Raw genomic sequence first — 13,717 nt, 5'->3', positions numbered from 1 at the left:
GTTCCTGAAAGGTTTAATGCAAAATAAAAAGTAGCTGATGGATTATATCCATCAGCTATTTTTTATTTGTTCAAAATTCTTATAAAGAGAAATAAGAACCCTGTTCTAAATGATGATTTCGAAGAGTGAGGAATCATCTTTATACCCCTTTTGCATTAATTTTGCATCAGCATTGTAGAATTGCATCAAAATTTTGTAGAAAAATCGTCACAATAAGTGAGAAATAAGTAAAAAATTTGGCATGAATATTGCATAATAAATTTATTAGAAAGATAAATGAGGAGGATTAGTATGGCTGAAGGCAGAGTTATTGGGTTTATTCATAGTGGTATAACTGTAAAAAATTTAGAAAGCGCACTTGATTTCTATGTAAATACTTTAGGTTTTGAACTTTTATCTACACAAGTAGCAAATAGTGACTATATTTTTGATATTGTAGAAATCCCGGGGTTAAAAGAAATAAAAATAGCTTTTGTTCAAATTCCAGGCGGTCAGGTGATTGAATTATTAGAATATGTTGGGATTGATACGTACTCAGGAAGTGCACGTTCATGTGATTATGGTACTGGACATATTTGTTTGATGGTTGAAAATTTGGAAGTAATGTTTAATGAATTACAAGCCAAAGGGGTTCAATTTAAGTCAAAAAAAGTAGCGAATATCAATGCGGGTGCAAATAAGGGGTCAAAAGCTATCTATATGCTTGATCCTGATGGTTATATTATCGAGTTAATGGAAAAGAAATTGTCTTAAAATAACAGAAACCATGAGAGGTGTATTTAAATGATAGATTTAAAAGGTAAAAAAGCAATTGTTACAGGTGCTGCGCAAGGACTGGGCTTAGCAATGGCTAAAGGGCTTTGTTCAAATGGTGTCAAAGTTTGCATTTTAGACATTTCACCAAATTTGGAACAAGTAGTAGAGGAATTAAGAAAACAAGATTATGATGTAACAGGTCTTCATGCGGATTTGTCTGACCAAGACCAGCTTGCCAATGTTTTTCAACAAGCTGTGAAATTGCTTGGCGGAGAGTTAGATATTCTAGTTAACAACGCTGGTATCCACAAACCAATGCCGGCTATTGAACTGCCTGTCAAAGATTTTCAAAGAATTTTGGACGTGAATGTAACGACGGTTTTCCAATTATGCAGACTTGCAGCAGAGGAAATGAAAAAGAAAGGCAAGGGAAAAATTATTAATATTGCCTCCGTCCTCAGTTATATAGGTGGATTTAATGCAGCTGCGTATTCGGCTAGTAAAGGTGCTGTAGCACAATTAACGAAATCTTTATCGAATGAGTGGTCAAGTGAAGGGATTAATGTCAATGCGATTGCTCCGGGCTATTATGTAACCGAATTAAATCGGCATATCCTAAACGATCAAGAAAGACTAAATTCACTAGTTTCCCGAATTCCGGCAGGCCGTTTGGGCAAACCGGAGGAACTAGCTGGGACCGTAGAATTTCTTTCTTCTGCTAAATCAGATTATATAAATGGAGCAATTATTCCGGTTGATGGTGGATTTCTAGGCAGATAGTAGTTTTTTAGTTAACGCTTGTAGTTTTGCATCACCAATTGTAAAAGTGCATCAAAATTACTGATAATTACGGTAATTATGAGTGTTTTTTCAATAAAAATAAATTGGCACGAAGCTTGCATGAAATAAAAATATTAAAAATTTAAGGGGGACTTACTTTGGGGAAATTTAGGCTAAAGGTTATCTTTTTCACAATCGTTTCCATCGTTTTAATCCTTTCAGGGTGTAGTGCTGGAAAGAAAGCTGGAACTGTTGGTGCAGATGGAAAGAAAGTTGTCATTAGAATGGCAAATTTAGTATCTGACAACAACTTTCTCCATACAGGTTATAAAAAATTTAAAGAAGTAGCTGAAAAAGAAAGTAACGGTCAAATTGAGGTGCAAATCTATAACAATGGAACTCTAACTCCTTCTGAAGATATGGAATATGAAATGCTTCAAACCGGTGTACTGGATGTTGTAACAAATGCAGGGTTTGTTGTCGCAAGTAACGCACATGCACCTTCCTATAGCATTTTTGATGTTCCTTTCTTATTTTCAAATGAAGAAGAAATGTACAAATTAACAGATGGGGAATACGGAGAAATCCTTAAGAAGGATTTAGAAGAAAAATCGAATGCCTATTTTTTAGGAACGTTTAGTATTGGCTCATTTGCAATCGCTAACAATAAACACGAAGTACGAGAACCATCTGATTTAAAAGGGTTAAAAATCAGAAGTACAACTACACCGCTTCAAGCAGGGACCATTGCTGCCATGGGAGCAAATCCAACGCCAATTTCATATGGGGAAATTTTCACCTCACTACAGCAAGGGACAATCGACGGTGTCCAAACTACAACGCCATTAATACATGCAGATAGATTTTATGAAGTGGCGGATAATTTGACGCTAACAAGACATTTTCCGCTTCCTCATATTTTGATGGTCAATAAAGATTTTTATGATGGCTTAACCGATGAGCTGAAACGAGTCGTAGATAAAGCAGCAAATGAACAAATTAAATATGCCAGGGAACTAGCTGTTAAAGCAGAAAAGAAAGCTATAGAAGGCATGGAAAAGAAAGGTGTTAAGGTAGTAGAGCTAACGCCTGAAGAGCTAGAATTATTTAAAAAATCTGTACAGCCAGCAATTGATAAAAACATTGATAGAGTAGGTAAAGAAAACTATGAAACGGCTTTAAAGCTCTTAGGGAAAACCGAGTAAGGCAGGAATTCATATTCATACTAGAAATTAGAGGTGAGCATTTTGAAAGAGGAGAAGACGAATATCAGAATCGAAGGTTTATTTTGTGTTCTATTAATGCTGATTATGACGGTTCTTATGTTTACAGAAGTTGTTGCTAGATATATTTTCGGTACTTCATTTATTTGGATTGAAGAATTAACACGATATTTATTTATCTGGTTAACATTTATAAGCGCAGCCTATGTTACAGCTACACAATCTCACATTAAGGTGGACGCGGCAATTGCAATATTTCCTAAAAAGATACGGCCGGTAATATTAAAGATCGGCATACTTATTTGGTTGATTTTTTCAATTGTCATAACTTTTATTGGATTTAACTATTCTTTCACCATGATTCAATTCGGTGGGGATTCACCGGGATTAGGTTTAGCAAAAGGGATCATTTATCTGGGCATTCCTCTAGGCTATTTAGGCATGTCGGTCCGTTTAATTTTTCAGATGTTCAAAAAAATTACAAATACATCAAATCAAGAGATCATGTTGTAAGGGGGGAAGTATTCATGGGTACAGTCACACTAATGCTTTTTGGATTTTTAGCTATTCTGGTTATTCTTCAGGTTCCAATCGCCATTGCCCTAGCAACTGCAAGTCTATTGGTTGTAATAATTGAAGGTACCGTTCCATTAACATTGTTTATTCAAACGTCGTTTAGTTCAATGGATTCATTCCCGTTAGTCGCAATCCCGTTCTTCATTTTGGCGGGTGACATAATGAGCAGAGGCGGTATGGCCAGACGACTAGTTGAATTTATCCAAAGTTTTGTTGGTTCGTTAACTGGTAGTTTAGGTATTATTACAATTATTGCTAGTTTTATTTTTGCGGCAATTTCAGGGTCTGGTGCAGCGACCGTTGCTAGTATTGGGGCTATTCTGATTCCTTACATGCTGAAGAACGGCTATGCTCCGGGCTATGCAGCATCGATATCTGCCAGTGCTGGGGCTTTGGGACCTATTGTTCCCCCTAGTATTGTATTTATCCTATATGGGGTAATGTCCAATTCATCAATCAGTGATTTGTTTATTGCTGGGATTTTTCCAGGTGTTTTAGTTGCTGTTGCGTTATTAATCGTCAATTATTTTATTTCCAAAAAAGAAGGCTTCGGCTTGTTAAACAAAAAAACAGTTTTAGAAACAGCTACGACAGCAGTTGAAAACGAAAAGGTCAGCTTTTGGAAAGCGTTAAATGAAGCAAAATGGGCATTGTTAGCGCCAATTTTAATTCTCGGTGGAATATATGGCGGTGTAGTAACACCTACTGAAGCAGCGGTTGTTGCAGTGGTATATAGCTTAGTCATTTGTATCTTTATTTATCGCGAATTTACCATGAATGAATTGATGGAAACCTTTTTACAATCTGCCCGTACAACCGGATCTGTTTTAATCTTTGTTAGTGCGGCCACATTTTTCGGACAAGTATTATCGATTGAAAGAATTCCGCAATTTTTAGCAGATACGATTCAGGGCATAACAACGAACCCGATTATTATCCTGCTCATCATTAATATCTTCTTATTAATTGTTGGTATGTTTATGGAAACAGTAGCAGCGGTATTAATTTTTGTACCGTTATTGCTTCCAATTGTTCTTCCTTTAGGAATTGATCCAATTCATTTCGGAATGATTATATGCTTAAATTTAAGTTTGGGACTAATTACTCCTCCATTAGGTATCAATTTATTTATTGGAAGTAACATTGCTAATATTCCATTTGAGAAAACCTTTAGATATGTTGCGCCAATATTTGGTGCCTTATTGGTTGTATTATTGATTATTACGTATGTACCATCCATTACCTTATTCCTCCCGCATTTAATAGGAGGATAATGATGCAAAAGAACATCGCCTTATGGAAAGCGATGTTCTTTTGCTATTTCTCGATTTTATACTTTTGCATTTTCCGCACTAATGTTGATTGATCAACTTTTAATGCAGTTGCAGCTTTTCTAATACTCGGGAAGTGGTTAATCGCTTCGCGGATCAGTTTCGCCTCAAAGGAATCAAGCTGATCTTTTAATGGTTCCATTTTTGAATCAATAGCTGATTCCGTTTGTGGTGCTTTAATGTTAAATTTTATGTCATCAGTGAATTGTAATTCCTTTTGTAATTCGTGTATATCAATTTCCGGATTCAGACTCATTAAGGCAACTCTTTCGACGATATTTTGCAATTCACGTACATTTCCTGGCCAATCATAATTTATAAAGGCATGTAAGGCATCATTTGAAAATTTTCGATTAATCCCATATTTATGATTAATACGGTTTAAGAAATGATAGATAAGCGGGATAATGTCATCTTTTCGATCCTTTAAAGAAGGTATTTTGATTGGAATTACATTTAAGCGATAATATAGATCTTCCCTGAACTTTCCGCTTTTTATCATTTCTGTTAAATCACGGTGGGTTGCAGCTATTATTCGAATATCAACAGGGATCGGACGTGTGCCGCCAACACGAGTAATTTCACGTTCTTGCAGGACGCGCAACAATTTAACCTGTAACGGAAGCGGCATTTCACCAATTTCATCTAAGAAAATGGTTCCACGATTAGCCGCTTCAAATAAACCAGCTTTGCCTTTCTGATTAGCCCCTGTAAAGGAGCCAGATTCATAACCAAATAGCTCCGATTCTAATAATGATTCTGGGATTGCACCGCAGTTAATCTTAATTAAAGGATTATCTTTTCTAAAGCTATGGCGATGCACTAAATCCACAATCATTTCTTTACCTACTCCAGACGGACCTTGAATAAGGACACCCGAATCGATTTGTGATACACGTAAAGCTCTGTCCAGTACATCTTTCATGATGTCGGAATTAGCAATAAAGGAAAGCTTTGGATCGTTTTGCTCTTTTAATAACTCTAATTCATCATGAATCTGTTTATTTTGTTTTTCGAGCTGTTGTATCTCAGCCTCAAGCGTATTCAGATGGGTTAAATCTCTGACATTATTAACTACCTTTACAATTTCTCCAAATGTATTTCGTATTGGTACAGCTGAAACAAGAACGGTAGATCCGGTATTGATTTTTTGGATAATTGTGACCGCTTTCTTTTCTTCTAATGCTTTTAATGTAGCGGACGCATCGATTACACCTTCTTCTTCCAATTCTTTTAAATTTCGTCCAATACAATCTTTGGCAGAAAGACCTGTAATTTGTTCGTATGCCGGATTCTGATGAATGATGATTCCTTCATGATCGGAAATAACGATACCGTCAAATGACGAATTAATGACTCCGTTCAATTCATTTTGTAAATTTTGCAGTGATTCTTTTTCTTTTTTTAATCGTACTAATTCGTTTGTAGGATTGATTAAAACAACAATTTGGTTATCTTGCGAAAAAGCGCTGATTTCTGCAGGATATTTTAATGTACAGAAGAAATCAGCATGATTCATGACTGCCTCAATCATATTTTCAAAATAATAGCTATATTTTTTAGCAATTGAATTGGTAAATAGGATATCTCCTTGTTTATTTAAAATAAGAACACCGATGATGTTAATTTTAGACAGTAGTTTTTCCATTGGTACCTCCTTGCATCATAATTTCCTTGATGATGATATTTTACATCATACTAATCAATTGTACATCATTTTGTTTGTAGAAAAGTATGAATTCATTGGAGATTGCGTGTTTTTTGAGTTGGCACAAAAATTGCATATTTATATTTGTAAATACTACCAAAACAATCTAGGAGGTAAATATATGTCAAAAACAGCAACTTTGAAAAACTCATCATTAACATCTGGAAAATTAAAATCCATGTTATATGACATGATGGTAATTAGAAATTTTGAAGAAACTTTGAAGAAGTTATATCAACAAGGAAAAATTCACGGGACCATGCATTTATGTATTGGGCAAGAGGCAACTGCAGTTGGAGCGTGTGTACCTTTAACGAAGGAAGACAAAATTACCAGCACTCACCGAGGACATGGTCACAGTATTGCAAAAGGAACCGATGTCATGAAAATGATGGCCGAATTACTTGGAAAAGAGACTGGTACTTGTAAGGGTAAAGGAGGCTCCATGCATATTGCTGACCTTGATGTTGGTAATCTTGGTGCAAACGGGATTGTATGTGCAGGTCTTCCTTTAGGAACAGGGGCAGCACTAACATCGAAAATGAAGAACTTAGGTTATGTTGTCTTATGTTTCTTCGGTGACGGTGCTACCAATGAGGGGGCTTTCCACGAATCTCTTAACCTAGCATCTGTTTGGAAGTTACCTGTCATTTTCTTCTGTGAAAATAATTTATACGGAATGTCAGGGTCAATTAAAGAAATGACCAATATTGAAAATATTGCAGAACGCGGGGCTGCATACGGTATTCCAAGTGAAACAATTAGCGGAAATGAAATTTTAACTGTGGTTGAGGCTGTTGATAGAGCGGTAGAAAGAGCCAGAAATGGTGACGGTCCAACACTCATAGAGGCACATACTTACAGATGGGAAGGTCATTCTCGTAGTGACGCTAGAAAATATAGAACAAGAGAAGAAGAAAAAGAATGGAAGAAAAATAGAGATCCAATTGCGTTATTAAAGCAAAAATTAATCGAAGATAGCATTCTTACTGAAGAAGAATATGGCGAAATGGAGAATAAAGTCCAGGCATTGATGGATAATGCAGTTGAATTTGCCGTAAATAGTAAAGCGCCAGATTTAAACACTTTAATGACAGATATTTATGCCTAAGCGAAAGGTGATGACGAAAATGAGAGAGATAACATATTCAGAAGCAATAAGAGAAGCAATGAGTCAAGAGATGCGCAAAGATCAAGATGTTTTTATTATGGGTGAAGATATTGGGGTTTATGGAGGAGCATTCGGCTTAACAAACGGGATGATAGAAGAATTCGGACCAGAGCGGGTAAGAATCACTCCAATTTCCGAAGCGGCAATCAGTGGTTGCGCAGTAGGTGCGGCAATGACAGGAATGCGGCCTATTTTAGAAATTCAGTTTTCGGATTTCATTATGATTGCGATGGATAACATCGTCAACCAAGCAGCAAAGAACCGCTATATGTTTGGCGGTAAGGCGAAAGTTCCAGTTGTTGTGAGACTGCCAGGAGGTTCCGGTGCAGGATTTGCCGCACAGCATTCGCAAAGTTTAGAAGCTTGGATGACACATATTCCTGGCTTGAAAGTGGTGCAGCCTTCAAATGCATATGATGCGAAAGGCTTAATGAAAGCAGCCATTAAAGATGATAACCCGGTTTTATTTTATGAGCACAAGATGCTATATCCTGTGAAAGGTGAAGTACCTGAAGAGGACTATGAAATTCCTCTTGGGAAAGCAGATATCAAAAAATCAGGAACTGATATCAGTATTGTTGCTACTGGGATCATGGTGAATAGAGCCATGGAAGCAGCAGCAGAACTTGAAAACGAAGGAATTAATGTAGAAGTCATTGACCCTCGTACATTAGTGCCATTAGATACAGAAACGATCTTAGAATCGGTTAAGAAAACCAGCCGTGTATTAGTAGTCTATGAAGCTGTTAAAAGAGGCGGATATGGTGCAGAAATTGCTAGTATGATTGCAGAAAGTGATGCCTTTGATTACTTAGATGCTCCAATTAGACGTTTAGGTGGCGCCGCTGCCCCTATTCCGTATAATCCGGAATTAGAGAAAGCTGCCGTGCCACAAGTAAATGATATTATCAAAGAATGTCAAAAGTTAATGAACAAGTAAGGAGGTGGCATCATGGCAACAGAAGTAGTTATGCCTAAACTTGGCGCCACAATGGAGGAAGGAACGATCGTTTCTTGGTTAGTCCAAGTGGGCGAAGTAGTTGAAGAAGGGGACGCGATTGCAGAAGTTCAGACAGATAAGATTGTCTTAGAGATTGAAGCAGAAACGACAGGTGTATTATTAAAAACGTTATATGATGAAGGTTCGACTGTAAAGGTACAGGAAGTGGTCGCTTACCTTGGTGAGGAAGGCGAAAGTGCAGATGGCATTGACCATAAATCATTTAGCGCTTCTCAGCCAGCAGCAGCTGAAGATAGTGTTATTCAAGAGAAATCTTTTGTAAACAAAAACAAAGTGAGAAGAACACCGGCGGCCAGAAAATTGGCTGAAGTTAATCATATTGACTTACGTAGGGTATCAGGTTCCGGACCAAAAGGACGTATCCAAAAAAACGATGTGGAAAACTACTTAGTAGAAAATACAAAGAGAATTACGCCATTAGCCCAGAAGATTGCTGCTGATCAAGGCATTGATTATAAGAATGTATCGGGAACAGGTTCAAATGGTAAAATCGTTAAAGCGGATCTTCTTACATCGAATTCAATAAATGAATCAAATGTTCAACCAGCCGTTCAGCAGGCCGAAAAACGGGTGCCGTTTAAAGGAATTCGCAAAGTTATTGCGGATCGTATGGTGCAAAGTGCCAACACCGCTCCACACGTGACATTAACGAGTGAAGTGGATATGACAAATTGTGTCCGTCTGCGCAAAGAACTGCTGCCGGTTATTGAAAAACTCAACGGCTACCGACTTTCGTTTAACGAAATTATTTTTAAAGCAACAGCTCACACATTGCAGCGTCATCCTGATATCAATGTTTCTTTGGTTAAGGATGAAATTGTTTATCATACAAATGTCAATGTTGGGATGGCAGTAGCGGTACCGAATGGTTTAGTTGTTCCAGTTGTTAAAAATGCTAATCAAATAGGACTTGCGGCGGTGACCGAAAAGTGTAAGGCCTTGGGCAAACGTGCAAGAGAAGGAAAATTATTGCCTGAACAGATGCAAAATGGCACTTTCACCATCAGTAACCTGGGAATGTATGCGGTGGATGGGTTCACCCCAATTATTAATCAACCTGAATCAGCTATTCTTGGTGTCGGAACCATTAAAGAGAAGCCGGTTGTGGTCAATGGAGAAATCGCCATTCGGTCGATGATGGTATTAAGTCTATCATTTGATCACCGTATTATTGATGGTGCACCTGCAGCTGCTTTCTTAACGGACTTAAAAGAGACTTTAGAAAATCCATTTAAATTAATAGTATAAGGTGGTAACAGAATGACGTCTTATGATGTAATAGTTGTCGGCGGCGGGCCTGGCGGATATGTTGCCGCCTTAAGAGCAGCTAAGAATGGCAAAAAAATAGCGCTTGTAGAAGTAGATTATTTAGGTGGGACATGTCTAAATAGAGGATGTATCCCTTCTAAAACTCTCTTAAAACATTCGGAAATTATCGAAAGTATCGAGAAAGCAAAAAGCTGGGGAATAAAAACTGAGAATTTGAGCTTTTCCTTAAAAGAGATGTTTGCCCGAAAAGACCAGGTGATTGCTACCTTAAGAAGCGGCATCGAACATTTATTGAATGCTGGAAAAATTGATGTCCATAACGGTTTCGGCAAAATTCACAAAGATAAATCTGTTACGGTGGTAAATGGGAATGAGAGCTATTCCATTCGTGGCGAAAAAATTATTATTGCAACAGGCAGTCAACCTGCTGTGCCGCCCATAAATGGATTAGATTCGGTAAAGTTTCACACAACTGACACCATTTTTAACATCACCGAGATTCCTCAATCGATCGTAATTGTCGGCGGAGGGGTTATTGGTGTAGAGTTTGCCAATATTTTTACAAGTTTAAAAACTGAGGTAACTATTGTTGAACTTGGTAATCGAATCATTCCAACTGAAGATGAGGACGCCTCGAAAACCTTACTAAAAAGTCTGAAGAAAAAAGGTATAAAGGTTTTAACAAATTGTCAAGTAACATCAATTGAAGAATGCGATCAGAAGAAAACGGTCCATATTACTTCTGAAAAAGGGCAAACAGAAAGTCTTGCTGCTAAAGAAATACTATTAGCGGTTGGCCGTAAACCGAATCTCTCTGCTGTTTCAGAACTAGATTTAAATATGAACGGCAGACATATTGCGGTAGATGAGTATTTAGAAACAAGCAAAAAGGATTATTTCGCAATTGGTGATGTTATTGGCGGATTACAGCTGGCCCATGTCGCCAGTGCAGAAGGATTAACAGCTGTTGAAAATTTAGATGGTAAAAAGGAAAAAATGAATTACAAGATAATGCCGCGCTGTATTTACACAAACCCGCAGGTGGCCAGTGTAGGGATGAGTGAACCAGAGCTGAAGGAAAAAGGGGTTAAATTTAAGGTGAACAAATTCTCTTTTTCAGGAAATGGAAAGGCTTTGTCATCAGGCGAAACTGATGGATTTTCAAAAGTGATGATTGATGAAAAGTATGGAGAAATACTCGGTGTTGTGATGGTCGGTTCCCACGTTACGGAAATGATTAGTCAATCGACTGCTTATATGGTTTTGGAAGGTACAGTCGATGAGCTTGCCAGCATGGTCCAGCCGCATCCATCACTCTCGGAAGTATTAATGGAATCTGCCAATTCGCTTATTGGCAAAGGGATACATTCTTAAATTTTATAAGAAGGTGTAAAGATGTTTGATATTACGGGTAAAAAAGCAATTATTACAGGCGGTGCCCAAGGGTTAGGGCTTACCATGGCGGTGACCTTTCACAAAATGGGTGCCGAAGTTGCGGTTATTGATATTTCAGATGAAGTCTATAATGTCCCTGCTAAATTAAATGAAACTAACGTTTCGGTCCACGCTGTTAAAGGAAATTTACTAAACCTAGATCAATTAAAAGATTCCTTTAGTGAGGCTTTAGAAAAGCTAGGAGGCAAAGTTGATATTTTAATCAACAATGCAGGACTGATACAAAGAAAACCTGCCCTTGAATTTTCAATTGAGACTTGGAATCGAATCCTTGGATTGAATGTGACTTCTGTTTTTGAATTATCTAGATTAGCAGCTGTTGAAATGAAAAAACAAGGCTCAGGAAAAATCATTAATATGGGTTCCATTCTTTCTGTATTAGGCGGCTATAATGCGGCTGCTTATTCAACGAGTAAGGGAGCCATTTTACAATTAACGAAATCTTTATCGAATGAATGGGCTGAGTTTGGTATTCAAGTAAATGCGATTGCACCGGGCTATATGTTAACAACGATGAATGATGACCTCATGAACGATCCAGTGAGAGCACCGCAAATTGAGGCGAGAATTCCGGCGAAAAGATGGGGAACGGCCGAAGATGTAGCGGGTGTTGCTTTATTTTTAGCATCCCCTGCATCTAACTATGTAACAGGCACATTAATTCCGGTAGACGGCGGTGTACTTGCAAGATAGAAATTGTATAAAAGGAAGTGAAGGCTGGTATGAAAAAGAAATTATATATTAATGGAGAATGGATTCAGGCTGAACAATATGCAAATCTATTTTCTCCATATAGCCAGGAAAAGATTGCTGAAATCCCTCAAGCTTCAGAAAATCAAGTGGATGAAGCAATTAATGCTGCTTACAATGCACGAGAAGCAATGGCTCAGTTAACTTCTTATGAGAGAGCTGAAATTCTTGAAAAATTAGTTCGTTTATTCCAAGAAAAAAGAATACAAGCGGCTCAAATTATTTCTTTGGAATCTTCTAAGCCGTTAAAATTCTCTTTGGCAGAAGTAGATCGAACCATTGAAACGTATAAATTTGCAGCAGAAGAAGCAAAACGGATTCATGGTGAAATGATTCCGATGGATGCTGCGAAAAATGGAGCCAATAGATTGGGCTACACTGTAAGAGAGCCGATTGGTGTTGTTGCTGCAATTACTCCATTTAATTTTCCGATGAATCTGGTGGCGCATAAAGTAGGACCCGCGATTGCGGCGGGGAATACAATCGTTTTAAAGCCTGCGTCACAAACACCGTTGTCTGCCTTTTTCTTAGCAGAACTTTTGGATGAATCTGGTGTACCAAAGGGTGCTTTCAATGTGGTGACGGGAAGCGGTCGGATTGTTGGTGACAGACTTGTCAATAGTGACAAAGTCAGTATGGTCACTTTTACCGGCAGCCCAGAAGTAGGAATTGGGATTAGAAACAAAGCGGGTTTGAAGAAAGTTGCATTAGAACTTGGTTCTAATGCAGGCCTCATCTTAGATGACAAGGTAAATTTAGATAAAATTATTCCAAAGTGTGTCATTGGGGCTTTTTCAAACCAAGGTCAAGTATGTATTTCCTTGCAAAGAATTTATGTTCATGAAAATATTTTGGATGCTTTTGTTGCAAAATTCAAAGAGGCAACAGAAAAACTAGTAATAGGTGATCCATTGGATGTAAACACCGATCTATCATCGCTCATCTCTCTGAAAGATCTTGAAAGAGCTAAGGCTTGGATTGATGAGGCAGTTAATGAAGGAGGAACTCTTATTACAGGCAGCCGGATTGAAAATAATGTATTATTACCAACCATTATCGTTGATGCCGCAGCTCATTTAAAAGTTTCTTGCCAAGAGGTATTTGCCCCAATCGTAACGATTAATTCAATTAAAGATGTAGATGAAGGTATTGATCATGTAAATAATTCGAGATATGGACTACAGGCAGGAATTTTTACGAATGATATCCAAACAGCATTCAAAGTCTCTAAGCGGTTACATGTGGGCGGTGTTATGATTAATGATATTCCGACATACCGGGTAGATCAAATGCCTTATGGCGGTGTTAAAGAAAGTGGAAATGCTCGTGAAGGATTAAAATATACGATAGAAGAAATGACTGAATTGAAATTAGTGGTTTGGAATCAAGAATAATGGACATGGGGATGAGGCGTTTAAACCTCGTTCCCTTTGTTATTTAAAAGGATTGAGTGTTTAAGAAACTATTAAAAAGCTCATATGGATGCTTTTTTTATCCTGAGTTCGCGCCTAGACTCCTCCTACGTGACCAAATACAATTTTTCAGCAAACTTCGGTCACGTAGACGGTTTCTACGTACCCCAAATACAACCTTTCCACTAACCTCGGTCACATAGACCCACTAGTAAACTAACCCACTATTTTTTCATAGTCCATGCACTCTACACTTATCTTTATT

Annotated in this window: 12 protein-coding genes; 11 read left to right on the top strand and 1 reads right to left on the bottom strand. The window is 37.7% G+C overall.

All coding sequences use genetic code 11. The features are described 5' to 3' along the window. Positions 1-291: 291 nt before the first annotated feature. From A6749_RS25565 to A6749_RS25545, 5 genes are all read left to right on the top strand, one after another. Complete coding sequence (locus tag A6749_RS25565) at positions 292-753, top strand: VOC family protein (RefSeq protein WP_066399289.1); 462 nt, start codon at positions 292-294, stop codon at positions 751-753. Positions 754-783: 30 nt separating this feature from the next. Further along, complete coding sequence (locus A6749_RS25560; RefSeq protein WP_066399284.1) at positions 784-1,536, top strand: SDR family NAD(P)-dependent oxidoreductase; 753 nt, start codon at positions 784-786, stop codon at positions 1,534-1,536. Positions 1,537-1,694: 158 nt separating this feature from the next. After that, positions 1,695-2,741, top strand: coding sequence for a TRAP transporter substrate-binding protein (locus A6749_RS25555; RefSeq protein WP_066399280.1), 1,047 nt, complete (start codon positions 1,695-1,697; stop codon positions 2,739-2,741). Positions 2,742-2,783: 42 nt separating this feature from the next. Continuing rightward, a complete protein-coding gene (locus tag A6749_RS25550) occupies positions 2,784-3,272 on the top strand; it encodes a TRAP transporter small permease (protein WP_066399274.1) in 489 nt (162 codons plus the stop codon). A gap of 14 nt (positions 3,273-3,286) precedes the next feature. After that, a complete protein-coding gene (locus tag A6749_RS25545) occupies positions 3,287-4,609 on the top strand; it encodes a TRAP transporter large permease (RefSeq protein ID WP_066399270.1) in 1,323 nt (440 codons plus the stop codon). Positions 4,610-4,652: 43 nt separating this feature from the next. Here the strand turns inward: A6749_RS25545 and A6749_RS25540 are convergent, their stop codons facing one another. Then, complete coding sequence (locus tag A6749_RS25540; RefSeq protein ID WP_066399267.1) at positions 4,653-6,314, bottom strand: sigma-54 interaction domain-containing protein; 1,662 nt, start codon at positions 6,312-6,314, stop codon at positions 4,653-4,655. Between the two features lie 181 nt (positions 6,315-6,495). Between A6749_RS25540 and A6749_RS25535 the strand changes: the two genes are divergently transcribed. From A6749_RS25535 to A6749_RS25510, 6 genes are read left to right on the top strand one after another with little or no spacing between them, the layout of a single operon-like run. Further along, positions 6,496-7,485 (top strand): thiamine pyrophosphate-dependent dehydrogenase E1 component subunit alpha, encoded by a 990-nt coding sequence (locus tag A6749_RS25535; RefSeq protein WP_066399250.1) that lies wholly within the window; start codon positions 6,496-6,498, stop codon positions 7,483-7,485. 19 nt (positions 7,486-7,504) lie between these two features. Next, positions 7,505-8,485: an alpha-ketoacid dehydrogenase subunit beta gene (locus A6749_RS25530; RefSeq protein WP_066399247.1), complete on the top strand. Its 981-nt coding sequence runs from the start codon at positions 7,505-7,507 to the stop codon at positions 8,483-8,485. A 12-nt stretch (positions 8,486-8,497) separates the two neighbouring features. Next, positions 8,498-9,814, top strand: a complete 1,317-nt coding sequence (locus A6749_RS25525; protein WP_066399238.1) for a dihydrolipoamide acetyltransferase family protein — start codon at positions 8,498-8,500, stop codon at positions 9,812-9,814. A 12-nt stretch (positions 9,815-9,826) separates the two neighbouring features. Further along, positions 9,827-11,209: a dihydrolipoyl dehydrogenase gene (gene lpdA / locus A6749_RS25520; RefSeq protein ID WP_066399236.1), complete on the top strand. Its 1,383-nt coding sequence runs from the start codon at positions 9,827-9,829 to the stop codon at positions 11,207-11,209. 21 nt (positions 11,210-11,230) lie between these two features. Next, positions 11,231-11,983 carry an SDR family NAD(P)-dependent oxidoreductase gene (locus A6749_RS25515; RefSeq protein WP_066399234.1) on the top strand — a complete coding sequence of 251 codons (753 nt, stop codon included), beginning with the start codon at positions 11,231-11,233 and terminating at the stop codon, positions 11,981-11,983. Positions 11,984-12,012: 29 nt separating this feature from the next. After that, a complete protein-coding gene (locus A6749_RS25510) occupies positions 12,013-13,434 on the top strand; it encodes an aldehyde dehydrogenase family protein (protein WP_066399232.1) in 1,422 nt (473 codons plus the stop codon). The last annotated feature ends 283 nt before the right edge of the window (positions 13,435-13,717 follow it).

The organism is Neobacillus mesonae (genome assembly GCF_001636315.1).
Lineage (GTDB): Bacteria > Bacillota > Bacilli > Bacillales > Cytobacillaceae > Neobacillus > Neobacillus mesonae.
Note: the sequence above shows the minus strand (reverse complement) of the source record. Positions and strands in the feature narration are given on the sequence as shown.

What these genes read in the sequence shown, in the direction of transcription:
- A6749_RS25565 (WP_066399289.1), top strand. Translation starts at nt 292, where the DNA reads ATGGCTGAAGGCAGAGTTATTGGGTTTATTCATAGTGGTATAACTGTA.
- A6749_RS25510 (WP_066399232.1), top strand. Translation starts at nt 12,013, where the DNA reads ATGAAAAAGAAATTATATATTAATGGAGAATGGATTCAGGCTGAACAA.
- A6749_RS25540 (WP_066399267.1), bottom strand. Translation starts at nt 6,314, where the DNA reads ATGGAAAAACTACTGTCTAAAATTAACATCATCGGTGTTCTTATTTTA.
- lpdA (WP_066399236.1), top strand. Translation starts at nt 9,827, where the DNA reads ATGACGTCTTATGATGTAATAGTTGTCGGCGGCGGGCCTGGCGGATAT.
- A6749_RS25535 (WP_066399250.1), top strand. Translation starts at nt 6,496, where the DNA reads ATGTCAAAAACAGCAACTTTGAAAAACTCATCATTAACATCTGGAAAA.
- A6749_RS25545 (WP_066399270.1), top strand. Translation starts at nt 3,287, where the DNA reads ATGGGTACAGTCACACTAATGCTTTTTGGATTTTTAGCTATTCTGGTT.
- A6749_RS25515 (WP_066399234.1), top strand. Translation starts at nt 11,231, where the DNA reads ATGTTTGATATTACGGGTAAAAAAGCAATTATTACAGGCGGTGCCCAA.
- A6749_RS25560 (WP_066399284.1), top strand. Translation starts at nt 784, where the DNA reads ATGATAGATTTAAAAGGTAAAAAAGCAATTGTTACAGGTGCTGCGCAA.
- A6749_RS25530 (WP_066399247.1), top strand. Translation starts at nt 7,505, where the DNA reads ATGAGAGAGATAACATATTCAGAAGCAATAAGAGAAGCAATGAGTCAA.
- A6749_RS25525 (WP_066399238.1), top strand. Translation starts at nt 8,498, where the DNA reads ATGGCAACAGAAGTAGTTATGCCTAAACTTGGCGCCACAATGGAGGAA.